We start from the raw sequence: 22,518 nt of genomic DNA on the forward strand, positions 1-22,518 counted from the left end.
TGCGTCCTCTGAGCGTTGCCTTTTTGGCAATGCTAGTCGCAAATTTTGAAATTGTGGCGAATTTTTGGCGTTCCTAGACTGGCCGGAATTGCTGGTCATATCTCCGGGAGACGCCGTGAAAGAACCTCAGTACAGTCGGGAAGCCGCGATCGCCATCGCGTGCAATGCATTCGATTCGGGCGCGTTTTTCGCGGACTTGCAGCGCCGCGTCGCGTTTCGCACCGAGAGCCAGAATGGGCGCAATCCCGCGCTGAACGCCTATCTGACCGACGAAGTCAGCGACACGCTCGCGCGTCTCGGCTTCACGGCGCGCGTCGTCGAGAATCCCGTCGCGGGCGGCCCGCCGTTCCTGATCGCCGAGCGCAACGAATCCCGCGACTTGCCGACGGTGCTGACCTACGGCCACGGCGACGTCGTGCGCGGCTACGACGAGCAATGGCGCGCGGGCCTGACGCCGTGGGAGATTGTCGTCGATGAAGACCGCTGGTATGGTCGCGGCACCGCGGACAACAAGGGCCAGCACTCGGTCAACTTCGCCGCGCTCGCGGCGGTGTTGCAGGCGCGCGAAGGCAGGCTCGGCTACAACGTGAAGGTGATCTTCGAGACCGGCGAGGAGATCGGCTCGCCGGGTCTGAACGAAGTCTGCGCCGCGCACAAGCATGCGCTCGCGGCGGACGTGTTCATCGCTTCAGACGGGCCGCGCGTGTCGGCCGAACGTCCGACGCTCTTTTTGGGCTCGCGCGGCGGCGTGCCGTTCGAACTGACGGTCGATCTGCGCGAAGGCGGCCATCATTCGGGCAATTGGGGCGGCGTGCTGCGCAATCCGGCCGTCGTGTTGTCGCATGCAATCGCGAGTCTCGTCGATCGCAACGGCGGCATCGTCGTCGAGGGATTGCGGCCGCCGCCGATTTCCGCCGCGGTGCGCGAAGCCCTCGCCGATATCGAACTGGGCCGCGATGAAAGCTCGCCCGACATCGACCCGACCTGGGGCGAGCCGGGCTTGACGCCGACCGAACGCGTGATCGGCTGGAACGCCCTCGAAGTGCTCGCGATGAAATCCGGCAACGCCGATGCGCCCGTCAACGCGATTCCGCCGTTCGCGAAAGCGGTGTGCCAGTTGCGCTTCGTCGTGGGCACGGATTGGGAGAACTTGCAGACGCATCTCGAACGTCATTTCGCGGAGCACGGCTTCACCGAAGTGACGGTCGAGGCGACGCGAGGCACGCCCGCGACGCGCCTCGATCTCGACGATCCGTGGGTGCATTGGGCGCTCGATTCGATGCGCGCGACGACCGGCAAGAAGCCCGCGTTGTTGCCGAACCTCGGCGGCACCGTGCCCAACGATGTCTTCGCGAAGACGCTCGGCCTGCCAACGCTCTGGGTGCCGCATTCGTATCCCGCGTGCAACCAGCACGCACCGAACGAGCACGTGCTTGGCTCCGTCATGCGCGAATCGCTGGGCGTGATGGCGGGCCTCTGGTGGGATCTGGGCGAGACCGGCGCGGCGATCGTCGCCACGCGCGCCGCGCATTAATCGAACGCCACTCATGACACGCTGACATCATGAACAAAAAACCTCTGAGCCTCACGCAAATCGTGCTCGCGACTTCGGTCGGCAACGCGCTCGAATGGTTCGATATCGCGATCTACGCGTTCTTCGCGGTGTATATCGCGAAGAACTTCTTCCCGGCCGCGAACGAGACGGCGTCGATGCTGCTCACGTTCGGCTCGTTCGGCGCGTCGTATCTGGTGCGGCCGATCGGCGGCATGGTGCTCGGCGCATACGCGGACAAGCGCGGGCGCAAGGCCGCGCTGATGACGTCGGTCGGTCTGATGATGATCGGCACGGCGATCATCGCGGTGATACCGCCGTATGCATCGATCGGCGTGATCGCGCCCGTGGGCGTGTTCATCGCGCGCCTGATTCAGGGCTTTTCGGCGGGCGGCGAGTTCGGTCCCTCGACGGCAATGCTGATCGAGCACGCGCCCAATCGTCGTGGCCTGCTCGCGAGCTGGCAATTCGCCACGCAGGGACTGGCGACCTTGCTCGCGTCGATCTTCGGCTTCGCGCTCGCCAAGCTGATGCCCGCCGCCGAGCTTGCCGCTTGGGGCTGGCGCATTCCGTTCTTCTTCGGCTTGCTGATCGGGCCGGCGGGCCTGTTCCTGCGCCGCTATCTGCAAGACGCGGCCGATTTTACCGAGGCGCAGCACACGTCGACGCCGGTGCGCGATGTATTCACGCAGCAAAAGGCGTTGCTGCTCATCTCGATCGGCGCGCTGACGGTATCGACGGCGGTGAACTATCTGCTGCAGTACGTGCCGACCTTCGCTATCCGCGAGCTGCATCTCGATGCATCGACGGGTTTCGCGGCCAGCACCGTCGCGGGCCTGATGCTGACTTTCGTGACGCCGTTCGCGGGACATCTTTCGGACAAGATCGGCCGCGTCAAGCAGATGTCGACGGCGGCGCTGCTTCTCTTCGTGACGGGCTATCCGGCGTTCGCGTATGTCGTGTCGCATGTGTCGGTGCCGGCGCTGTTCGCGCTCGTCGCGTGGCTCGCGCTGCTGAAGGCGATCTATTTCGGCGCGCTGCCAGCGTTGATGTCCGAGATATTCCCCGTGTCGACGCGCGCCACGGGCATGTCGATCGGCTACAACATCGGCGTGACGGTGTTCGGCGGGTTCACGCCCGCGATCATCATCTGGCTGCTGAGCGCGACGGGCAGCAAGGCGGCGCCGAGCTTCTACATGATGTTCACGGCGGTGATCAGCCTTGCGGCGCTCGCGGCCGTGAGCCGGGGCAATGGGCAGATGAAAGCGGCAAGCGCCGCGGCCTGAGCCGCTTTTTCGATGAATGACAGCGTGTTCGCAAGACCGGGTCGATACGAATGATCCCGCCTCGCGAACGCGCTTCCGATTACTTCTTATACCGATACGAACGAGCCGATTGTTAATGCCGTCGTGAAACGGCCGCCGGCTTTGTATCGCACTGTATCTGCGTCGAATGCCGACACACGGCGTTTCATAATCCGCGTTTCGCGAAACAAGCCAGATACGTCCGCCGGTTCAAATACCTCCAAGCCGAACGATTCGCAACACACGGCGGATCACCAGAACGGCCTTCCATCACATTCTCTGGAGGTAAATCATGAAAGTCATTCAATCCCTCGTCATCGCTGCCGCTGTCGCGCTTCCGGCTTTCTCGTTCGCGCAATCGAACCAGCCGATCACCCGCGCCGAGGTGCGTGCGCAACTCGTCGAGTTGCAAAAGGCCGGCTACGATCCCGCGAGCGACCAGACGCAATATCCGCAGAACATCCAGGCCGCGCAAGCGCGCGTGGACGCAGCAAAGGGCCTCACGGCATACGGCGCGCCCGCGAGCGGCAACGTCGCGTCGGGCGCGCGTTCGACGGATACGGATGTCATCGGGCTGGGCCCGGTTTTCGCGAAGCCCTGATCGCTTCGATTTACCCTTTTCGATAGCCCGGACGGTTTGCCCGTCCGGGCTCGATGCATTTATGGGCCAACGTATTGCGTCTCGAATTCAGGGCGAAGCAGGCGATTTACACTCGCGCCGGAAAACCTTTTTCGACGGCATGTGGCGTGCTGCGAATGGTTGCGCGCGGAAAATGGGTATCATCCCTTTCCGCCCCGCGCGGATTCAGCCAAATGTAACAACGTATCGCAGTGTTTTAAGTGCGACGCCATTGATTTTCGAGGCGCTTATGCCCACAGACGTAGACAACATCACCGACGAGCAGATCGCGTCGATCGCCGACCGCCTGACCGAAGAAGGTCGCAAGGTTTCGCCCATGACCGTTCGGGCGGAGGCCGGGAGCGGCTCGGTCGTCGCCATCGCGGCCGCCTTGCAGCGCTGGCGCGAGGCGCGTTCCCCGGACATGCCGCAGCAGCAGGCGCAGACCGGACTGCCGGACGACCTTGCCGAGACCCTCGTGAACGTCGCGCGGCGGCTCTGGACCGTTTCGCGCGACGAAACCGAACGAGCGTCCGGTCAGCGGCTTTCCGCCGTGAGCCAGCGGCTTTCGACCGCGCTTGCGGAGCGCGACGAGGCGCTCGTCGAATTCGAGAAGACCGGCGACGAGGCCGCGAAGAACCGCCAGCAGATGACGGAAATGTCGAGCGCGTTGCGGGCGTCGGAGGAGTCGGTCGCGCGGCTGCGCGAAGAGTTCGACGCGGCCACGGCGCGCGCGCAGACCGCCGAGGCGCGTAGCGAGGAAGCGGTGCGGCTTGCGTCGGCAGAGCATGTTGAACTGGAAAGCGTGAAGGCGTCGCTCGAAGAAGAGCGGCGCGCGAAAGAGGCGCTGAACGCGGCGCTTGCGGGCAAGGACGAAGCACTCGCGCGAATCGCGGAGGAACGCGATCAGGCTCGCCAGCAGTACGAGCAATTGAACGCGTCGCTCGCGGGCAAGGACGAAGCGCTCGCGCGCATCGCGGAGGAACGCGATCAGGCTTGGCAGCGGCACGAGCAATTGAATGCGTCGCTCGCGGGCAAGGACGAAGCGCTCGCGCGCATCGCGGAGGAACGCGATCAGGCGCGCCAGCAGCACGAGCAATTGAACGCGTCGCTCGCGGGCAAGGACGAAGCGCTCGCGCGCATCGCGGGGGAACGCGATCAGGCTCGCCAGCAGCACGAGCAATTGAACGCGTCGCTCGCGGGCAAGGACGAGGCGCTCGCGCGCATCGCCGAGGAACGCGACCACGCGCGTCAGCAACATGAAGCGCTGGGCCTCGTGTCGCAGGAAAAATCGGCGGAAGCTGAACGCTTGTCGCAGGACGCGAACGCGGCGCATGCGCGCGCGCAGGCCGCCGAAGCGCAGGCGAGCGAAACCCTCGCGCGCGTCGCCGCACTGGAAGCGGAGCTGAACGAAGCGCGCAGCGCGCTGGCAGCGGAGCGCGAAAGCGCGGCTCAACGCAGCGCCGAGGTTTCGGCGCAGCGAGATCAGGCGGAGCGCGTCGGCGGCGAGCTGGACGAAGCCCGCAAGCAGATCAGCGCGCTGATGTCCGAAAAGGCCGAGCAGGGCGCGGAACTCGCGCGCGTATCGAACGATGTCAACGCGTTGCGTGAACGCGCCGAAGCCGCCGAGAAAAACGCCACCGATCTCGCGAAGCGCCTCGTCGAAAAAGAGCAGGGCGAAGAGTCCGAGCTGGCATCGCTGCAACGTCAGTTTTCGGCGCAGGCGAAGGCGCATTCGAAGGCCTACGACGAGCTTCGCGCCAACGCCGAGCAATGGGTGACCTACGCGAAGGACCTGCGCCAGCGCCTCGACGTTTCCAACGAGAAGATCCTTTTCATCGATGCCCGCAGCACCGGCGAAGTCGCGCTGATGCGCAGGCTCGCGGTCGAACTGGAGCGTCTGAAGCCCGATCACGAACTCGTGTTCCGCGAGGCGCAGCAAAAGCTGATCGGCGACAAGATGGCGCAACAACTCGCGCAGAAGGGCTATCGCTACGATCCGGCTACGGCGGTTATGTCGAAGATCGAATCGTGACGCTCGTGTGACGATGCAAACGCTGACTCTCACCGTGACGATCGATCGCGACTGGCGCGAGCTTTACGACGCGATCTGGCGTCCGGAAGTCTTTCCTACGTGGGCGTCCGGGCTCGCGCAGTCGACGCTCGAAGACATGGGCGAGCACTGGCGCGCCCGCGCTCCGGAAGGCGAGGTGACGATCCGCTTCACCGGGCACAACGCATTCGGGGTCATGGATCATCGCGTCTCTTTGCCGCAGGGCGGCGAGGTCTACGTTCCGTTGCGCGTCTATCAGAATGGCGCGGGTGCCGAAGTGGCGCTCACGCTATTCCGCCAGCCCGGCATGTCCGATGAAAAATTCGCCGCCGATGCCGACTGGGTCCGCCGCGACCTCGCCACGCTCGCCGCGCGTTACGGGAAGCCCTGACGCGCGGCCCGCAAGCGTTCGCTGATACAGCGGGAACCCGCAGAATCACCCTCCGTGCTTGAAAGCGTTTCCCGTCGGGTCTAGGCTTTGGCGAGGGTCCGTCGCGTGCAGTCGGACCACTCATCCGCGCGAGGCCGACATGATCCCGAACGCTGCGCCATTCGAAACCGAGTTGACCCGCGTGCTCGGCTGCCGTTATCCGATCATTTCCGCGGGCATGGGCGGCCCCGCGCGCGCCGAACTCGCGTCGGCCGTATCGCATGCCGGAGGTTTCGGACTGCTCGGCATGGTGCGCGAATCGCCGGAGACGATCGCGAGCGAAGTCGCGGCCGTGCGCGCCGCGACGGATCGGCCGTTCGGCGTCAATCTCATTCCTGCGGGCACCAAGCCCGATCTTCTGGCCGCCGAGCTCGACGCATGTCTCGAACTGCGCGTGCCGGCGATGTGCTTCTTCTGGGACGTCTACCCCGATATCGTCGCGCGCGTGAAAGACAGCGGCACGCTCGTGCTGTATCAGGTCGGCTCGCTCGAAGACGCGCTGCGCGCGGAAAAAGCCGGCGCCGATGTGATCGTCGCGCAAGGCGTCGAAGCAGGCGGCCACGTGCGCGGCTCGACCGCGCTCGCGACGCTGCTGCCGGAGATCGCCGCGCATATCCGCGTGCCCGTCGCGGCGTCGGGCGGCATCGCGACGGGCGCGGGGCTCGTCGCCGCGTTTGCGCTGGGCGCGAGCGGCGTGCATTGCGGCACGGTGTTCCTGACGACGCACGAATCCTACGCGCACGACTATCACAAGCAACGCGTGATCGAGGCGCGCGCGGGCGACACCGTTCACACCGATATCTACGCCATCAACTGGCCCGCCGGCTCGCCCGTGCGCGTGCTCGCGAACAGCGTGACGGATGCGGCGCGCGATCACCTCTTCGGCAACGATCCGTATGCGTTGCCGCGCGAGATCGTCGCGCATGACGAATGGGGACCGGTCGAAAAGTACAGCACGATTTCGCCGCTGCGCTCGACGACCGGCGATCTGGAGAAGATGGCGCTCTTCGCGGGCGAATCGTCGGCGCTGGTGAACGAGCGGAGCTCGGCGGGCGAAGTCGTCGAACGTCTGATGCGCGAGGCGAACGAGACGCTCGACGCGTTGCTGGCGCGGCGCGAGAAGAACGTGGACATAGGCGCGGGCGACTGACGAAAGGTCATGCGTCTGTTCGCGCATTCTCTTCGAGCGCGTGCCGACAAGCTATCATGTGCGCATTCAAAACATGCCGCACGGGCTGGAGAACCATATGGCTGGACCTCAGGAAAGCGTCAGCATGGCGGTGTTCTGCGACTTCGAGAACGTCGCGCTCGGCGTTCGCGACGCGAAGTACGAGAAATTCGATATCAGACCCGTGCTCGAACGCCTGTTGCTGAAGGGAAGCATCGTCGTCAAGAAGGCGTATTGCGACTGGGATCGCTACAAGGGCTTCAAAGCGGCGATGCACGAAGCCAGCTTCGAGATGATCGAGATTCCGCACGTGCGCCAGTCGGGCAAGAATTCCGCCGATATCCGTCTCGTCGTCGATGCGCTCGATCTCTGCTACACGAAAGCGCACGTCGATACGTTCGTCATCGTCAGCGGCGACTCCGACTTCTCGCCGCTCGTGTCGAAACTGCGCGAAAACGCGAAGAAAGTCATCGGCGTGGGCGTGAAGCAATCGACGTCCGATCTGCTCGTCGCGAATTGCGACGAGTTCATCTTCTACGACGACCTCGTGCGCGAACAGCAACGCGCCATCGCCAAGCGTGAACAGCGCGAACAACGCGAAACGAAGCGCGCACCGGAAGAAGAGCGGCAGCCGAAGCAGGAAACGGATTCGCGCAAGTCGCAAGCCATCGCGATCACCGTCGAGACTTTCGAGGCGCTCGCGTCGGAGCGCGGCGAGAGCGGCAAGATCTGGGCGTCGGTGCTGAAGAGCGCCATCAAGCGTCGCAAGCCGGGTTTCAGCGAGACGCAATACGGCTTTCGCGCGTTCGGCAATCTGCTCGATGAAGCGCAGTCGCGCGGCTTGCTGGAAGTCGGCCGCGACGATAAATCCGGCGCGTTCGTGTTTCGCTCCGCTCAAACGCCTCAGCTCGCCCCGATGGATGTGAGGCCGAGCGAGCAGCCGGGGGTTGCGACTGAACACGAAGGCGCGGCAACGGGCAGGCGCAAGGAAAAGCGCGGGGGCAGGAAGCCACGCGAGCGCGCGCCGGAACCCGTGATGGCCTTAGAAGAAGCGCCGGCGCCGGCGCCGGTAGAACCGGAAGCGCCCGAGCCGCACGCCGAGCCTGCGCTGGAACCCGCGCTGGAACCCGCGCCCGCACCGAAAAAGGCCGCGCCGCGCCGCTCGCGCAAGACCGCGCCAAAGCCAAGCGTCGTGGACTTGCCACAGGAAAGCGTCGCGAGCGCCGCCGAACCCGTCGTCGAAGCGAAGGCGGCGAGGCCACCGCGCAAGTCGTCGTCGAGAGGCAACCGCGCGCGCAAGACTGCCGACAAGCCGATCGAATCGTGATTTGAACGCGCGTCAGCCGGTACGTCGTTCCGCCGTCGACGCAGCGTTCTCTTCCTGAGCGCGCGCCGCGGCGTGCTCTTCGGCGCGCCAGCGTTGCCGCGAGCGATACATCGTCGCGACCGCGATGCGCGCCATCTTCACCCAGCCCGAGTGACGCGGGTCCGCGAGCATGCTGAGTGCGCGCGCATAGTCGAGCGTGAGACCCGGCGTCCAGGCCATCGTCGCGGCGCGCTTGCGCACTTGCGCGGCGACCCACAACTCGGGCGTCGTCATGATGCGCACGAGCGGTTTCCATCCTCCGCCTCTGCCCCACACGCGCGCCGACGCGCCTTCGATCGCCGCTTCCAGCGCCCGCGCCACGGAGCTTGAGCAGTTGCGGTAGGTCAGGTTATACGTCGTATCGCGCCGATACTCCCGCCAGAAGCGCGCAAGCCGCGCCGGATCGTAATTGCGGATACGCACCTGCTGCGTCGAGGGACACCATGCCTTCGATTCCGTTTCGTAGTCCGGCTGAAAGAGGCCGGGCACGTCGTTCTCGCGCGTCGCGCGCAACGTGCGCGAGAATTCGTTCGGCGAACGGTCGATTTCGACCGCCGGATACAGGCTGATGTACACGCCCTCGGGCGTCTCCAGCGCCGCGTGACCGGTCGAGATGGTGCCGTTCCTGTCGACGGCGGCGATATAGCGATCGATGATCAACTGCCTTCTCGGCTGCGACTTCGCCGTGCCGACGGGCGTCCACACGTGCACGGTCAGCGCGGCTTCATCGGGCGCGGGCGGGCCGTCCCAGAGCGCGCCGGCGAACGACGGCGCGGCGCGCATCGCGTCTTCCCGCCTGGACGTGTCCGCCACGTCATCGACGGCGGGATTCGCCGCCATGCGCCGCACGCGCGCCGCGAGCAGGATCATGTTCCAGCCGCCGAAGAAGAGTCCGAACGCGACGCAGTACGCGACCGTGCCCGCATAGTGATCGGGATACGGCTGATAGAAGAAGATCGCGATGGCGATTTCGAGCACGCCGCCCGCCATGGCGAGACGCCACTTGCGATAGCGAACCACGCGCGCCGAGATGATCTGCAGCGCGCCATCGACGAGAAAGAGCGTGCCGAAGATGAGCGACAGCACGAAGTTGCCGTGCTCGCCGCCGAACAGCACGAGCAGCGCCGACAGGCAGAAGGTCGCGCCCTTCACGTAGCGCAGCTTGCGTTGCCCGCCCATGCCGGTCCACGCGACGGCCAACGTGGCGAGACCTTCGAGCAGCATCATCAGCACGAAGGGCACGATGGGAAAGTAGAGCGAACCGTCGAGCGCGTCGGTGAAAATGACGCCGCCGAGCGCGATGCTGAGCAACCCGAGCGTCAGCACCGAGCGCCAGCGCGTGCGCAGATAGTCGACGCCGAGAAGAATCATCACGAGCCGAACCATCGCCGCCTCCGTCTGGTCATCCGACGCCTCGTGCGCGCCACACACTATATAAGGCATTCAAGGCGATAACGGCAAGAACCGGAAACCGCAGACGAATGCGCGCGGCGTCATGCATTTTGCACGACGCCGCGCGTTCGCATCGTTTCAAGTCATTTACTGCACCGCATGCTTCGCGGCGTCTTCGATCACGGCCGCGACCTGTTGCGGCTTCGATTCGTACACGGAATGGCTCGCGCCGGGAATGACCGTCACGTGACTATGCGCGCGCTCGTAGTACCAGCGTTCGAGATCCGGATTGATGATCTTGTCGCCGCCCGCGACGATGCCCCAGCTTGGCTTCGTCGTCCAGGCGGCGGCGCTCAGCGGCGTCGTGAAGACTTGCGCCGCCGTCAGAATCTGCGAGCGCGATTCGAACGTGGCCTGCCTGAGCGGCAGATCGGCGGCGAAGTCCTTCGGGAAGACCGCGGGATTCAGATACGTGTAGCCATCCGTTGTCTTTTCCACGGCGTCCGTCTGCTTCGCGAGGAAGCTGGGCGTCTTCTTGCCGAGCGCGCCTTCGTCCTCGCCCACGTTCGGCGCGTGCGCCGCGACATAAACGAGCCCGGCGACATTCGGATGCACCCCCGCTTCGGTGATGACCGACCCGCCGTAGCTATGACCGACCAGAATCGTCGGACCGTTCTGCAGGTCGAGCACGCGCTTTGTCGCCGCGACGTCGGCATCGAGCGAGGTCAACGGTTCCTGCACCATCGTGACGTGATAGCCGTCCCGGGTCAGGATGTCGTAGACCGGCTTCCACCCCGAGCCGTCGACCCACGCGCCATGAACGAGAACGATGTTCCTTATCGGCGCATGAGCCTCGGCGGACGGCGCGCCGTCCTGAGCCATTACGTTAGCCGATCCGAACACGCCGGCCGACAACGCCAGCACCGAGGCTGCTTGCAAGATTCGCTTCATGAAAGACTCCGCTTGTGCCAATGAGGGATCAGCTGCCGAAGAACGGCTGGCAGAAGTCGATCGGCCCGACGCACGTGTTCTTCATCGCGACATGCTTCGGCGCGCTCGATGCCGATGCGCTCGTGCCGGCTTGCACGCCGCCGTAGGCTTGCGACGCGTCGGCATGTTGCGCGGCGACCTTGGCTTCGGCCGCCTGAATGTCCGACGGGTAGTACGGATCGCTCGCGACGGCGGGGTTATAGCCGGCCTTTTCGACGGCGACGAGATCGGCGCGGACCTGTGCGCGTGTGACGGTGCCGTTCGATTGCGCGAATGCAATCGCGGGTGCTGCGAGCGTGGCGGCAACGAGGGTGAGGCTGACGAGGTACTTGTTCATGATCGACTCCTGGGTGGATTGATTTCTACGTTTGATCGGGTATCCGAAATAAATAGATTTTCTCGGATTCCCTGCGTAAGGCCGTGGGTCTTTGTTCGTGTCTCGACCTTGATGTCACTGTATCGGCGGCGGCGCGCCTCGACTACACCTACGAAGGAGCATGCATGCACCAACCTTCGGTGCATCGGTTAAACGTTCGCATGGCCCGTGCGCCATCGATCGAAACGTCTGGCTGCATCGCATGCGCCGTGTGGATGAGCCGCATCATGCGCGCGTTTCACGCACTCATACGAAGGTGTTATCCCTTCGCGATTTCGCCGCGCGAATCAAACCTTGATATAGGTCGACTCAACCATCGGTCGGTCGCGTCAACCGTATGTACGGCTAGGCGCATGGTTTCCGGTTGATTAACTTGGAGTCGTCGCGATGCCGGTCATTGATCGGCCGCCAAGCCTTCAGTTTCACCAATGGACCTATCATGACGCTCGACCCGCTCACGCAATCCGAGGCACTGGCGCGCCCGCCATCGATCGAACTGGAAGACCGGTGGCGCAGCCCGAATCCGGTTCTGCAACCGCATCGGCTATCGATGTCTCGCTGGCTGCATCATGGCCAGTCGCCGCTCGAAGTATCGAACGACGGCAACGGCGCGTTGCATTGCATCAGCCTGAATCTGAAGTGCGCGTCGCTGATCTTTCGTCACGCGGGCCGCAAGCTGCTGCATGGACGCGTGCCCGCGGGCGTCGTGCAGATCACCGCGCCCGCGACACGCGTGAGCGCGCTGTTCGAATCGGCGATGGACGTGTTGCATCTCTTCGTCCCACAGCACGCGCTGGCCGAGTGTCATGAGGACCTGTTCCATCGTCCGCATGCGGGCGATATCGTCCTCGACGATCCGAAACTGATTCGCGATCCCGCGCTGGAAAGGCTCGGGCAGGCGCTCGCCGTGTGCAAGACCGAAGGCGCGGCGCTTGGCAGCGTGTTCATCGAGAGCATGAGCCTCGCGATCGTGTCGCGGCTCGTCGCGCGTCATTTCTCGACGCCCGTCGCGCGTGGACGCGAGCTTTCGGCCTTGCCGCAATGGCGCATCAATCGCGTGTCCGAATTCGTCGATTCGCATCTCGCGGAGAACATCAGTCTCGCGGATATCGCGTCGAGCACGGGTCTCACGCGCATGCACTTCGCCGCGCAATTTCGTCGCGCGACCGGCATGCGGCCGCATGAGTATCTGCTGCAAAAACGCATCGAGCGCGCGCAAGAACTGCTGCGCGCGTCGAGGCACAGCGTTCTCGATGTCGCGCTCTGCTGCGGCTTTCGCTCGCAGGCGCATTTCACGACCGTCTTCAAGCGTCTTGTCGGCGCTACACCGAAGCACTGGCAGACGACCACGCTCGCCGCGGCATGAGCGATCGATTCCACGCAATTCTTCGATGAGGAGCCGAACATGGCTGAAGCTGCACGCGCGCTCGATCCGTGGGCGCAAACGATCTTCCGGTTGACGTCCTTGAGTGACGGCGCGAGCTTCGAAGCGCCGTCGCCGAGGCGTGCTTTCGCGCAAGGCGATGATCGCCGTGTCGCCGTGAAGCTGATCGAGCGTCCGTCCACGACGACGGCGACGATCGAATGGCGCGATTCGACGCGCTGTTGCTACGGCGATCAGGTGTGGCGCGCGATGCGGGCGCGCAGCGCTGGTGTGTGCGCGATGAGCGGTTGTGCGATTAATCCGGGCGATCACGTCTATGCGCCGAATCCGCGTCCCGTTCCGCGCAACGCGGGCGCGATGATTCTGGCATCGGTGCTCGATCAGGCGACGCCGTTTTGAATCGCTTTCAATGTCTTGGAAGACACCGCCGGCCAGGCGGTGTTTTGTTATGCGCGCGGAGGCAGCCGACGTCGCTGCCCCCGAATGATCGCTTATTCGCCCGCGCGCGCATCGCCCGCGAGCTTGCCGCGAAAGATGTGGTACTGATAGAGGTTGTAGCCGATCATCACCGGAAATACGAGGCCGATGCCGATGAGCATGAACGCGAGCGTCGTCGAATCGGAGGCGGCTTCGAGAATGCCGAGCTTGCCCGGAATGAAATAGGGGAAGAGGCTGATCGCGAGCCCCGCGAACGAGATCAGGAAGAGCGCCACCGACGCGCGGAACGGCCCTTTCGAGCTGCCGAGATACAGCGACGCCATGATGAGCGCGAACGCGATGACCGATGCAACTCCGAGCGCGATCAGCACATGCATGACGCCCGGCTGCATCCAGCGCGCGTGACCGACCTCGCTCGAAAACCAGGTTGCGAGCGTGAGCAACGCGGCGGCGGCGACGGTGAACACCGCGCTCAGCAACGAGATTCGCCGCGCCCATTGCTCGACCACGCCCGACGTCTTGTTGACGAGATAAGTCGCGCCCAGCAGACAGTACCCCGCGACGACGCCGATCGCCGCCACGACGACGAACCCGAGCGCGGCGTTGCCCGGCGCGAGACCCGTGATCAACTTGCCGAGCACGACGCCTTGCGAAAGCGCCGCGATGAGGCTGCCGAGGCCGAATACCTTGTCCCACAGCGGACCATGATCGACGCTATGACGAAACCCGATCGCCGCGCCGCGCATGATGAGTCCCGCGATGAGCGCCATCACCGGCAGATACAGGTTCTCCATCACGAGCGCATAGGCGGCCGGAAACGCGCCGAAAAGCGCGCCGCCGAGCACGACGAGCCACGTTTCGTTCGCGTCCCACACATGACCGATCGATTGAACCATGACGTCGCGCTCCGACGATTTGCGGCGAAAGAGCGTGAGAATGCCGATGCCGAGATCGAAGCCGTCGGTGACGACATAAAAAACCAGCATCAGGCCGATCAGGCCGAACCAGGTTTCGGCGAGCATCGTATGAACTGCGCTATCCATGAGTTGAGCTCAAGAGTTCAATAACGGTCGGTGGTGTTCGTCGCCTTCGCCTGCCCGGCGATATTCGCGGGCGGGACGATGGAGAGATCGGGACCCGCGCGCAGCCAGCGGCGCGCGAGCGCGAAGAACGTGACCAGCAGCACGACATAGAACGCAACGAACATGGCGATGCTGAGCGACACCGACGAAGCCGGAATCGTCGATACGGCGTCGCGCGTGCGCAGCAGACCATAGATCACCCAGGGCTGGCGGCCCACTTCGCGCACGATCCAGCCTGCTTCCACCGCGATATACGGCAACGGAATGCAGAGCACCCACGCGAGCAGCAGCTTGCGTTGCGCGAGCAGCGCTTCGAGACTGCCGCGCGTCTTGCGCAACGTATACGCGGTCCAGAACGCGAGCAACATGAATGCGAAGCCGATGCCCGCCATCGCTCGGAACGCGTAGTAGAGCAGCGGGATCGCGGGCGGCTGATCTTCGGGCGCGAAGTTGGTGAGGCCCTTCACCTGCCCATACAGCGAGTGCGTGCCGAGCAAGCTCAACATGCCGGGTATTTCGATCGACCAGTCGTTACGTTGCGCGTCCTTGTCCGGCCACGCGAGCAGCGACCACGATGCGCTGGTGCCCGGTGCATTCGTCGTCCAGTGACCTTCGATCGCGGCGCCTTTGGCGGGTTGCGTTTCGAATACGCTCCCGCCGCTCGAATCGCCGAGCCAGATCTGCAAGGGCGCGACGAAAACGAGCACGAGCAACGCGAGACGAAACGAGCGCGCGAAGAACTCGGGATGACGCCTGCGATAGAGATTCCACGCGGAAATCCCCGCGATCACGAACATGCCGGTCTCGATCGCCGCGACCCACATGTGCGATACGCCCCACACCATGTCGGGATTGAAGATCGCGGCGATATAGTCGGTCACGACGATCTTGCCGTCGACCACGGTGTAGCCCGCCGGCGTCTGCATCCACGAGTTCGTGACCATGATCCAGAACGCGGAGAGGCTGGAGCCGAACGCGACCATCGACGTGGCGAACAGATGCACGCCGCGCGACACGCGTCCCCAGCCGAGCAGCATCACGCCGATGAAGCCCGCTTCGAGCATGAAGGCCATCGCGCCTTCGAAGCCGAGAATGTTACCGACGAACTGGCCGCTGTACTGCGCGAAACCCGCCCAGTTGGTGCCGAACTGAAACTCCATCGGAATGCCGCTCACGACGCCTACGGCGAAGTTGAGCGCGAGCAGCTTGCTCCAGAAGCGCGCGTGCCGGTAGTACGTGACATCGCCGGTGCGCAGCCACAGCACTTCGACGAGCACGAGAAACGCCGACAGGCTGATGGTCAGGATCGGCCAGAGAATATGGAAAATCGCGGTCATCGCAAACTGCGCGCGCGACAGGTCGAGTACGTTATCAAGCATGGTTCTCGGATCCGGATTGAAGCTCGGTGGCGGACGAAGCGGCGGTCGCCACGATTCTTACCGGCACGGACTTGTACGACGGCGTGCGGCTTTGCGGGTCGAACGCGTAAAGCGGTACGAGCGGATTCACTTCCGGGTAGTACGCACCGCAGCAGCCGTCGGGCAGCGAGTATTCGACGACCTTGAAGTTGCGGATCACGCGCTCGATACCGTCATCGGCGATCGTGAAGATATCGACCCTGTCGTCCGCCTGCAGCTTGCGATTCTTCAGCTCGCGCGGATTCATGAAGATCACGTCGCGCTGGCCGAACACGCCGCGATAGCGATCCGAATGTGAATAGAGCGTGGTGTTGTATTGATCGTGGCTGCGCATCGTCGTGAGCGAGAGCGCATCGGGATCGTCCCGCGCGGGGTCTTCGCCGAGTCCGTCGAACACGAGGAAGTTGGCGCGGCCGGTGCTCGTATCCCACACGCGTTCGCGCGCGGCAGAGCTCAGATGAAAGCCGCCCGGCACGCGAATGCGCGTGTTGTACGCCTGAAAAATCGGGAACACGACCTCGATCGCATCGCGAATGCGGTCGTAGCTCGCGACGAGATGTTCCCATGACACGCGCGACTTCGCCCCGAGCGTCGCGCGCGCGATGCCCGCGACGATGGCCGTCTCGCTCATCAGATGCGGCGATGCGGGCTCGTTGCGTCCGGCGGATGCATGCACCATCGACATCGCGTCCTCGACGGTGATCGATTGCGGGCCGTCCGCCTGAACATCGATTTCGGTGCGCGCGAGGCACGGCAGAATCAGCGCGTGCTGGCCATGCACGAGATGACTGCGGTTCAGCTTCGTCGAGATATGTACGGTGAGATCGAGCATGCGTATCGCGTCCTGCGTGCGCGCCCAGTCGGGAATCGCGGCCGCGAAGTTGCCGCCGAGCGCCATGAACACTTTCGCTTCGCCGCGCACCATCGCTTCGAGCGCGGCGACCACGTCGTTGCCGTGCTTCGCGGGCGGCGTGAACCCGAACGCGCGCTCGATGCCCGCGATGAGTTGCGCGTTCGGCTTCTCCGTGATGCCGACCGTGCGGTTGCCCTGCACGTTCGAATGTCCGCGCACCGGGCAAATGCCCGCGCCCGGCCGTCCGACATTGCCGCGCAGCAGTGCGAGATTCGCGATCTGCTGCACCGCTTCCGTACCGCGACGATGCTGCGTGATGCCCATGCCGTACACGAGAATCGCGTTGTCGGCGCGCATGTAGATGTTCGCGGCGTTGGTGATCGCGTCGCGCGTAAGGCCGGATCGACCCTCGATCGCATCCCAGGCGGCCGCGCGCACATCGGCGACGAGCGCGTCGATGCCGTGCGTATGGCCTTTGATGAACTCGATGTCGAGCACGCGCGGTGCGTCGGCGGCGATGGCCGCATCGTCGGCTTCGACGATCGCCTTCATCATGCCCTTGAGCACGGCCACGTCGCCGCCCACGCGCACCTGATAGAGAAACGAGCTGATGTTCGTGGAACCGAGCGTCGCCATTTCGATCGGATCTTGCGGCGATGCGAAACGTTCCAGTGCGCGCTCGCGAAACGGATTGAACGAGACGATCTTCGCGCCGCGCCGCGACGCCGAACGCAGGTCGCTCATCATGCGCGGGCTGTTGGTGCCGGGATTTTGGCCGAAGATGAAGATCGCGTCCGCGTGCTCGAAGTCTTCCAGCAAGACCGTTCCCTTGCCGACGCCGATCGATTGCGGCAGGCCCACGCTCGTCGCTTCGTGACACATGTTCGAGCAATCGGGAAAGTTGTTGCTGCCGAACTCGCGCACGAAGAGCTGATACAGGAACGCGGCTTCGTTGGATGCGCGCCCCGACGTATAGAAGTTCGCCTGATCGGGATGATCGAGCGCATTCAGACGATCCCCGACGAGCGCGAACGCGTCGTCCCAATCGATCGGCACGTAGCGGTCGGAGCCAGCTTCATACACCATCGGATGCGTGAGGCGGCCCACCATTTCGAGGTCATAGTCGTTCCACGAAGCAAGCTCGGACACGGTGTGCTGCGCGAAGAACTCGGGTGTGCAGCGTAGCGTCGTCGCTTCCCATGCAACGGCCTTCGCGCCGTTCTCGCAGAATTCGAACGGTGACGGGTGCTTCGGGTCGGGCCAGCCGCAGCCGGGACAATCGAAGCCTTGCGGCTGGTTCATGTGCAGAAGCGTCTGCGCGCCGGACACGGCAACGCCCTGAATCTCCAGCGCTTCGCCCACGGCCTTCAGCGCGTCCCAGCCGCCGGCGGGGTTGCTGTAGATTCGTATTTCCTTCTTTTCGCTCATTTCCTTCGCCTTGCAAACAATGCAGATCGTTGAGTATTTGGTGTGTGCGTCGACGGTGATGATCGTCGTTCGGCGCGCGTGGGCCTTGCGTAAATGCGCGCCTCGTTTGCGATGCGCACGAACGCGCGCGTGCGTCATCCGCCCACGAGCGGCATGGGGACATGCGCACTTTCGGATAGCGCTTGCCGCGTGCATCGCGCCAAGCGTTTCGGGATGGCGATCGTCGCGTTGCGTCCAGCGCATGCGCTCGAGGGCGTGGCGAGCGTGGCGAAGAAGACGCTCGTATAGCTGTGCGTCGACGCAGACGCGCGCCCGCGCGCCCGCGCGCAAAACGGCTGCGACGTGCGCGACACGACGCCCACGCGCGCTCGACCATTCGCGAATAGATAGTTGACGGATGTCAACTATGATTCGTCGGGTTCGAACGCGAAGCGCCGTTTCAGCGGCGCGAGAATCGGGTCGGAAGCAACGGCCTGACCGCGACGCCACGCATGCGCGGCGCCGATATCCATGTCTTCGATGAGGCGCAAATCCGCCGGCCGGCAATATTAATGCCGAGCAAGCGGCAGAATCTGCGACGAGTTGACGCTGATCTCTATCGCAATATTGATCTTGAGCGGGAGAAAACCTGCAGCGATGGCCGCGTCGTCGATTGCGTCGAGGCTCACGGTGACGCGCCCGACTCTCGCTTGCTTCAATGCATGCGCGTTAGGCGCGAGAAGCGAGCCGTTGTTGGTCGGCGCGATATCGGCGTGCGGCGTCGCGAGCCGCCGTATTAAGGTCTCGATGCCCTCGCGCAAAAGCGGCTCCTCACCCGTCAGACGAATTTTCACAACGTCGAGTTGCGCCGCGACATCGCCGCCGCCATGTCCGGGCGCGCCATCGGCGACGATCCCCGCGATGAGCCGCCGATGTTCCACGAGCACGAGCCGGTCGTCGTTGCTGCTGCGTGCGCCAGGATCGGCGGAGCGGGCGAGATCGAATCGCATGGGGCTACCTTCGAGGCTTGTCATGGCTGGCGCACATCGGATGAGCGACGCGCAGGGCTTTCTGCGCGGGCTACGCGATCAGGACGAACGTGCGTCCGCATTTTTGAAACGAGTTCCTCGTGCATGCCCTGCGTCAACGTCGCGATTTGCTCGGCGAGTTCGCGCGTGAGCGCCGTTAGCTCCGTGTTCTGCCGCAACAGCGCCTCGATCTGCGCGGCCTGATGCGCAAGCGCCTTGTCGCGCCGTTTCGCCGCGAGCGCGAGCGCTTCGCGATGCCGCGCGTCCGCGTCTGAAAACGCCTTGTCGCGATCGGCTTGCCGCGTTTGCGCGAGGAGAATCATCGGCGCGGCATAAGCGGACTGAAGACTGAAAGCGAGGTTCAGCAACACGAACGGATAAGGATCGAAGCGCATAAGATGCGCGACATTCAATCCGATCCACGCGAACACGATCAAGGTCTGCGCGATGAGAAACGTCGGCGTGCCGAAGAAGCGTGCGAAGGACTCGGCCTTCAACGCGAACCAGTCGTTGCCGAATGCGCTCGTCAGATGAAGATACGGCAATTGAAAACGCAGATGATCGAATTTTGATTCGTTATCCGAAGAACCGGTTTCGTCCTGATCGACTTTCATGATGGCGATGAAGAGAGTGGAAACATCTTCATCGGACTCTACGTTCTCGCGCGCACGAAGCGTTTGAAAAAAAGCACGCATCGATATCGCGCGGCACGGCGCAAAGCTTGCGAATCGATTCATCGTGCATACGCTAAAACATCGGTTGCATCGAAAAGAGCCGGCTTCGATCGCCATGAATACTCCTTCCATACGCGACACATTCGCCGCGTTATGCGCCGCGCCGCACATCGATCGCATGAGCGACGCCGCCTGATCCCGCATCTCGAAGGAGTCTTATTCATGGCCACATTCACGCTGAAAGACGGAACCGAACTTTTCTACAAGGACTGGGGTTCGGGCGAGCCCGTCGTTTTCTCGCACGGCTGGCCGCTCAACGCGGACGCGTGGGATTCGCAAATGATGTATCTCGCGGGGCAAGGTTATCGCGTGATCGCGCACGACCGGCGCGGTCACGGGCGTTCGGCCCAACCGTGGCACGGCAACGACATGAGCCGCTATGCGGACGATCTCGCCGAACTCGTCGATCATCTCGACGTGAAGGATGCCGTGTTCATCGGCCATTCGACGGGCGGCGGTGAAGTCGCGCGTTATATCGGCCGTCATGGCACGAAGCGCGTGAAGAAGGCCGTGCTGATTTCGGCCGTGCCGCCGCTGATGCTCAAGACCGAAGCGAATCCGGGCGGTCTGCCGCTCTCCATATTCGACGAGATTCGCCGTGGCGTCATCGACAATCGCTCGCAGTTCTTCAGGGATCTCGCGACGCCGTTCTTCGGCTTTAATCGCGAAGGCGCGAAGGTCTCGCAAGGTACGATCGACTGGTTCTGGCTCGCCGGCATGCAATGCTCGATCAAGAGCGCGTATGACTGCATCAAGGCCTTCTCGGAAACGGAGTTCACCGATGACCTGAAGACGATGACAGTGCCGACACTCGTGCTGCAAGGCGACGCCGATCAGATCGTGCCGATCGACGATTCCGGAAAGCTCTCCGCGAAGATCGTTCCCGATGGCTCGCTCACGATCGTTCCCGGCGCGCCGCACGGTCTGTGCACGACGCACGCCGACATCGTCAACGAGAACCTGCTTGCGTTTATCCGCAAGTGAAGGAGCGAGCCATGGTCAACACTTCGGAGATTCGTGCGCCGCTTCCTCCGTTCTCGCGCGAGACGGCGATCGTGAAAGTGCGCGCGTTTCTCGATCGAAAGTGGAGCAGGGAGTTCGACTATCGGCTCATCAAGGAGCTTTGGGCGTTCGGCGGAAATCGTATCGCCGTGCGCTTCGCCTATGAATGGCGCGACGACGCGGGAAACTGGTTTCGTTCCTATGGCAACGAGAACTGGGAGTTCGGTCTCGACGGGCTGATGAAGCATCGTCACGCGAGCATCAACGACTTGCCGATTGGCGAGAGCGAGCGCAAGTTCCACTGGCCGCTCGGCCGAAGACCGGACGATCATCCGGGCTTGAGTGAACTCGGGCTTTGATGTGGTTGAAAGATACGCTGCGCGCTTCGCCGTGCAGCGATTCTTTTAACCGATGGGCAGCCCGATGACGCTGTTCGATGCGCAATCGCGTCGAAGGTATCAGCGCGATCGACATGCAGACGGGCTGGCGTGAATGCGTCGCTTACGGCGCGAGCCAGCCACGCCGAATCGGCCACGACGCCAGCTTGCGATAGAGCGCGATCAACGTGCGCATCAATGCGTCTCCGGCACGCGCCCAGAGCGGTGCGACGAGCATATGCGCCACGCACGCGACGCCCGCCGCGCCCAATATATCGAGTGGAAAATGCACGCCGACGCGCACCCGCGCCCACGCGACCGCGACACCCGCGAGCGCGACGAGCAAGCCACAACGCCAAAGCCCCGCGACGAGGAACGTCAACGCGACGCTTGCAAACAACGTCCCGTGATCGCTCGGAAACGACGAGTCCGGCGCATGCTCGATGAACGTATGGCCAAGTCCGATCATGAACGGCCTCGGATGCATCCAGATCATGCCGATCAACTGATTGATCCCGAGCGCGAGAAACGCGACGCAACACGCGCGCACCGCCGCGTCACGTTGATGGCGATTGCCGAAGAGCCACAGCAACGCGAGCAACGCGGGAATCAGATAGAGCAAGTCATTGGCGATGGCGACCGCGACGTCGATTTGCCATAGCGGTGTGGCGGGTCTCGCGTTGATCGAGAGGAACCACGTTTGATTGAGCGCTTCGAGTGAATTCATGCGGCGGGTTCGCTGGCTACGAGGATTGGCCGATCGTAGCGGGGGAAGCTTAGGTGAGGCTTAGCTACCTAGGCATCTGTGCGGACAGGGAAAGATTCCGGGCGAAATTCATGCTAGGTACAACGTAAAGGCGTCAACTGGCTTGCACTCGCTTTCAGATCAAGATCGCATCTCCTATGACGCTTCCATGGGGCCGACTAACGACGATGATCCGTGGGAACAAGGTCGCATTATGAAGAATTCGGTATGCATAGGCGACGCTACAACACACATGCGCCGCCTCTTGGACTTTCCGGGGTGACGGCTGCGGATGCCATCGGAGACATCGAATGACGATCGCGACGCCTATTCGAGTCTCGTGGTCTGGAAAGCGGTGCCCGAGACGTAAGGCGCGATCGACGAATTTGGCGTAGTGAATATCGAAAAAATCAGTCAAACGAATCGTTTTTCAGAGTTTAAGAAAATTCGTGTAGTCGAGTATCTGCGAAGTCGGATAGGGTCTCGCCAATGAGCGCACGCGCGCTGAGTCTGATCACCGCTTGCCTGTCGGCAAGATTCGATAGCAGTGCAGCAGAAGGAGTGTATGACCATGTCCAGTGTATTGGACTCAGTAGGGCAGATGGCAAGCCTGGTGACAGGTCGTCAATCCCAGCACCTCGAAGTGCCGGGCACCGACAGTGCGGCGCTTTTGTCGGTGTCGGCGCATCACATCTCCGAGAAAATGGGGGAGCCGGTCATTGCAACGATCCTCGTCTCGCATCCCCAAGCGATCTCCCGTCGCGACTATCTGAATCAGGAGGCGAGCTTTTCGCTGGTTT

General features: G+C 63.4%; 22 protein-coding genes. 13 read left to right on the top strand and 9 right to left on the bottom strand.

The window, feature by feature from the left end:
- The first annotated feature begins 115 nt into the window (after positions 1 to 115).
- The 7 genes from AWB82_RS17005 to AWB82_RS17035 all read left to right on the top strand — a co-directional run bounded on the left by AWB82_RS17005 (position 116) and on the right by AWB82_RS17035 (position 8,453).
- Positions 116 to 1,534, top strand: a complete 1,419-nt coding sequence (locus AWB82_RS17005) for a M20 family metallopeptidase (RefSeq protein WP_086969192.1) — start codon at positions 116 to 118, stop codon at positions 1,532 to 1,534.
- A 26-nt stretch (positions 1,535 to 1,560) separates the two neighbouring features.
- Positions 1,561 to 2,838 (top strand): MFS transporter, encoded by a 1,278-nt coding sequence (locus AWB82_RS17010; RefSeq protein ID WP_086969193.1) that lies wholly within the window; start codon positions 1,561 to 1,563, stop codon positions 2,836 to 2,838.
- A gap of 310 nt (positions 2,839 to 3,148) precedes the next feature.
- Complete coding sequence (locus AWB82_RS17015) at positions 3,149 to 3,457, top strand: DUF4148 domain-containing protein (protein WP_086969195.1); 309 nt, start codon at positions 3,149 to 3,151, stop codon at positions 3,455 to 3,457.
- Between the two features lie 268 nt (positions 3,458 to 3,725).
- On the top strand, positions 3,726 to 5,510 hold the full coding sequence (locus AWB82_RS17020) for a DNA-binding protein (RefSeq protein ID WP_086969197.1): 1,785 nt from the start codon (positions 3,726 to 3,728) through the stop codon (positions 5,508 to 5,510).
- Positions 5,511 to 5,523: 13 nt separating this feature from the next.
- On the top strand, positions 5,524 to 5,919 hold the full coding sequence (locus AWB82_RS17025; RefSeq protein WP_086969199.1) for an SRPBCC family protein: 396 nt from the start codon (positions 5,524 to 5,526) through the stop codon (positions 5,917 to 5,919).
- Between the two features lie 58 nt (positions 5,920 to 5,977).
- Positions 5,978 to 7,108 carry an NAD(P)H-dependent flavin oxidoreductase gene (locus AWB82_RS17030; RefSeq protein ID WP_268811029.1) on the top strand — a complete coding sequence of 377 codons (1,131 nt, stop codon included), beginning with the start codon at positions 5,978 to 5,980 and terminating at the stop codon, positions 7,106 to 7,108.
- A gap of 97 nt (positions 7,109 to 7,205) precedes the next feature.
- Positions 7,206 to 8,453, top strand: a complete 1,248-nt coding sequence (locus AWB82_RS17035) for an NYN domain-containing protein (RefSeq protein ID WP_086969204.1) — start codon at positions 7,206 to 7,208, stop codon at positions 8,451 to 8,453.
- A gap of 12 nt (positions 8,454 to 8,465) precedes the next feature.
- Here the strand turns inward: AWB82_RS17035 and AWB82_RS17040 are convergent, their stop codons facing one another.
- The 3 genes from AWB82_RS17040 to AWB82_RS17050 all read right to left on the bottom strand — a co-directional run bounded on the left by AWB82_RS17040 (position 8,466) and on the right by AWB82_RS17050 (position 11,211).
- Positions 8,466 to 9,878, bottom strand: a complete 1,413-nt coding sequence (locus tag AWB82_RS17040) for an HdeD family acid-resistance protein (RefSeq protein ID WP_086969206.1) — start codon at positions 9,876 to 9,878, stop codon at positions 8,466 to 8,468.
- 153 nt (positions 9,879 to 10,031) lie between these two features.
- Positions 10,032 to 10,835 carry an alpha/beta hydrolase gene (locus tag AWB82_RS17045; protein ID WP_086969208.1) on the bottom strand — a complete coding sequence of 268 codons (804 nt, stop codon included), beginning with the start codon at positions 10,833 to 10,835 and terminating at the stop codon, positions 10,032 to 10,034.
- A 28-nt stretch (positions 10,836 to 10,863) separates the two neighbouring features.
- The gene (locus AWB82_RS17050; RefSeq protein WP_086969210.1) at positions 10,864 to 11,211 is read right to left on the bottom strand and encodes a DUF4148 domain-containing protein; all 348 of its coding nucleotides are present in this window, start codon (positions 11,209 to 11,211) and stop codon (positions 10,864 to 10,866) included.
- A 478-nt stretch (positions 11,212 to 11,689) separates the two neighbouring features.
- Between AWB82_RS17050 and AWB82_RS17055 the strand changes: the two genes are divergently transcribed.
- Positions 11,690 to 12,616: a helix-turn-helix domain-containing protein gene (locus AWB82_RS17055; protein WP_086969242.1), complete on the top strand. Its 927-nt coding sequence runs from the start codon at positions 11,690 to 11,692 to the stop codon at positions 12,614 to 12,616.
- 39 nt (positions 12,617 to 12,655) lie between these two features.
- Positions 12,656 to 13,033 carry a DUF3331 domain-containing protein gene (locus tag AWB82_RS17060; RefSeq protein WP_086969212.1) on the top strand — a complete coding sequence of 126 codons (378 nt, stop codon included), beginning with the start codon at positions 12,656 to 12,658 and terminating at the stop codon, positions 13,031 to 13,033.
- A gap of 92 nt (positions 13,034 to 13,125) precedes the next feature.
- On the opposite strand, the gene AWB82_RS17065 is transcribed toward AWB82_RS17060, so the two are convergent.
- Genes AWB82_RS17065 through AWB82_RS17075 form a run of 3 tightly spaced genes read right to left on the bottom strand, consistent with a single transcriptional unit; the run spans position 13,126 to position 17,853 of the window.
- Positions 13,126 to 14,115: a cytochrome d ubiquinol oxidase subunit II gene (locus tag AWB82_RS17065; RefSeq protein WP_086969214.1), complete on the bottom strand. Its 990-nt coding sequence runs from the start codon at positions 14,113 to 14,115 to the stop codon at positions 13,126 to 13,128.
- A gap of 17 nt (positions 14,116 to 14,132) precedes the next feature.
- Entirely contained in the window at positions 14,133 to 15,533 is a 1,401-nt protein-coding gene (locus AWB82_RS17070) for a cytochrome ubiquinol oxidase subunit I (protein ID WP_086969216.1), read from the bottom strand.
- Complete coding sequence (locus AWB82_RS17075) at positions 15,526 to 17,853, bottom strand: FdhF/YdeP family oxidoreductase (RefSeq protein ID WP_086969243.1); 2,328 nt, start codon at positions 17,851 to 17,853, stop codon at positions 15,526 to 15,528. Before AWB82_RS17075 ends, AWB82_RS17070 begins: the two co-directional genes overlap by 8 nt.
- Before the next feature lie 93 nt (positions 17,854 to 17,946).
- Here AWB82_RS17075 and AWB82_RS37135 point away from each other — a divergent pair, with 93 nt between their 5' ends.
- Entirely contained in the window at positions 17,947 to 18,141 is a 195-nt protein-coding gene (locus AWB82_RS37135) for a hypothetical protein (RefSeq protein ID WP_143756753.1), read from the top strand.
- A 260-nt stretch (positions 18,142 to 18,401) separates the two neighbouring features.
- Here AWB82_RS37135 and AWB82_RS17085 read toward each other — a convergent pair whose 3' ends face one another.
- Both AWB82_RS17085 and AWB82_RS17090 read right to left on the bottom strand, forming a co-directional pair.
- Positions 18,402 to 18,842, bottom strand: a complete 441-nt coding sequence (locus AWB82_RS17085) for a hypothetical protein (protein ID WP_086969220.1) — start codon at positions 18,840 to 18,842, stop codon at positions 18,402 to 18,404.
- A 20-nt stretch (positions 18,843 to 18,862) separates the two neighbouring features.
- Complete coding sequence (locus tag AWB82_RS17090; protein WP_200818131.1) at positions 18,863 to 19,474, bottom strand: DUF1003 domain-containing protein; 612 nt, start codon at positions 19,472 to 19,474, stop codon at positions 18,863 to 18,865.
- Between the two features lie 282 nt (positions 19,475 to 19,756).
- Between AWB82_RS17090 and AWB82_RS17095 the strand changes: the two genes are divergently transcribed.
- The gene (locus AWB82_RS17095) at positions 19,757 to 20,578 is read left to right on the top strand and encodes an alpha/beta fold hydrolase (protein ID WP_086969221.1); all 822 of its coding nucleotides are present in this window, start codon (positions 19,757 to 19,759) and stop codon (positions 20,576 to 20,578) included.
- An 11-nt stretch (positions 20,579 to 20,589) separates the two neighbouring features.
- Positions 20,590 to 20,955: a DUF1348 family protein gene (locus tag AWB82_RS17100; RefSeq protein WP_086969223.1), complete on the top strand. Its 366-nt coding sequence runs from the start codon at positions 20,590 to 20,592 to the stop codon at positions 20,953 to 20,955.
- A 142-nt stretch (positions 20,956 to 21,097) separates the two neighbouring features.
- Here the strand turns inward: AWB82_RS17100 and AWB82_RS17105 are convergent, their stop codons facing one another.
- Positions 21,098 to 21,700 (bottom strand): phosphatase PAP2 family protein, encoded by a 603-nt coding sequence (locus AWB82_RS17105; protein ID WP_086969224.1) that lies wholly within the window; start codon positions 21,698 to 21,700, stop codon positions 21,098 to 21,100.
- A gap of 589 nt (positions 21,701 to 22,289) precedes the next feature.
- On the opposite strand from AWB82_RS17105, the gene AWB82_RS17110 reads away from it, so the two are divergent.
- A partial coding sequence (locus tag AWB82_RS17110; RefSeq protein ID WP_143756757.1) for a hypothetical protein occupies positions 22,290 to 22,518 on the top strand: 229 nt, incomplete at its 3' end.

The organism is Caballeronia glebae, assembly GCF_001545035.1.
Lineage (GTDB): Bacteria > Pseudomonadota > Gammaproteobacteria > Burkholderiales > Burkholderiaceae > Caballeronia > Caballeronia glebae.

Coding starts and splice junctions, on each gene's coding strand:
- AWB82_RS17085 (WP_086969220.1), bottom strand. CDS start 18,842: ATGCGATTCGATCTCGCCCGCTCCGCCGATCCTGGCGCACGCAGCAGC.
- AWB82_RS17105 (WP_086969224.1), bottom strand. CDS start 21,700: ATGAATTCACTCGAAGCGCTCAATCAAACGTGGTTCCTCTCGATCAAC.
- AWB82_RS17025 (WP_086969199.1), top strand. CDS start 5,524: ATGCAAACGCTGACTCTCACCGTGACGATCGATCGCGACTGGCGCGAG.
- AWB82_RS17090 (WP_200818131.1), bottom strand. CDS start 19,474: ATGAAAGTCGATCAGGACGAAACCGGTTCTTCGGATAACGAATCAAAA.
- AWB82_RS17060 (WP_086969212.1), top strand. CDS start 12,656: ATGGCTGAAGCTGCACGCGCGCTCGATCCGTGGGCGCAAACGATCTTC.
- AWB82_RS17055 (WP_086969242.1), top strand. CDS start 11,690: ATGACGCTCGACCCGCTCACGCAATCCGAGGCACTGGCGCGCCCGCCA.
- AWB82_RS17045 (WP_086969208.1), bottom strand. CDS start 10,835: ATGAAGCGAATCTTGCAAGCAGCCTCGGTGCTGGCGTTGTCGGCCGGC.
- AWB82_RS17035 (WP_086969204.1), top strand. CDS start 7,206: ATGGCTGGACCTCAGGAAAGCGTCAGCATGGCGGTGTTCTGCGACTTC.
- AWB82_RS17020 (WP_086969197.1), top strand. CDS start 3,726: ATGCCCACAGACGTAGACAACATCACCGACGAGCAGATCGCGTCGATC.
- AWB82_RS17015 (WP_086969195.1), top strand. CDS start 3,149: ATGAAAGTCATTCAATCCCTCGTCATCGCTGCCGCTGTCGCGCTTCCG.
- AWB82_RS17040 (WP_086969206.1), bottom strand. CDS start 9,878: ATGGTTCGGCTCGTGATGATTCTTCTCGGCGTCGACTATCTGCGCACG.
- AWB82_RS17050 (WP_086969210.1), bottom strand. CDS start 11,211: ATGAACAAGTACCTCGTCAGCCTCACCCTCGTTGCCGCCACGCTCGCA.
- AWB82_RS17095 (WP_086969221.1), top strand. CDS start 19,757: ATGGCCACATTCACGCTGAAAGACGGAACCGAACTTTTCTACAAGGAC.
- AWB82_RS17100 (WP_086969223.1), top strand. CDS start 20,590: ATGGTCAACACTTCGGAGATTCGTGCGCCGCTTCCTCCGTTCTCGCGC.
- AWB82_RS37135 (WP_143756753.1), top strand. CDS start 17,947: ATGCGCGCCTCGTTTGCGATGCGCACGAACGCGCGCGTGCGTCATCCG.
- AWB82_RS17070 (WP_086969216.1), bottom strand. CDS start 15,533: ATGCTTGATAACGTACTCGACCTGTCGCGCGCGCAGTTTGCGATGACC.
- AWB82_RS17075 (WP_086969243.1), bottom strand. CDS start 17,853: ATGAGCGAAAAGAAGGAAATACGAATCTACAGCAACCCCGCCGGCGGC.
- AWB82_RS17065 (WP_086969214.1), bottom strand. CDS start 14,115: ATGGATAGCGCAGTTCATACGATGCTCGCCGAAACCTGGTTCGGCCTG.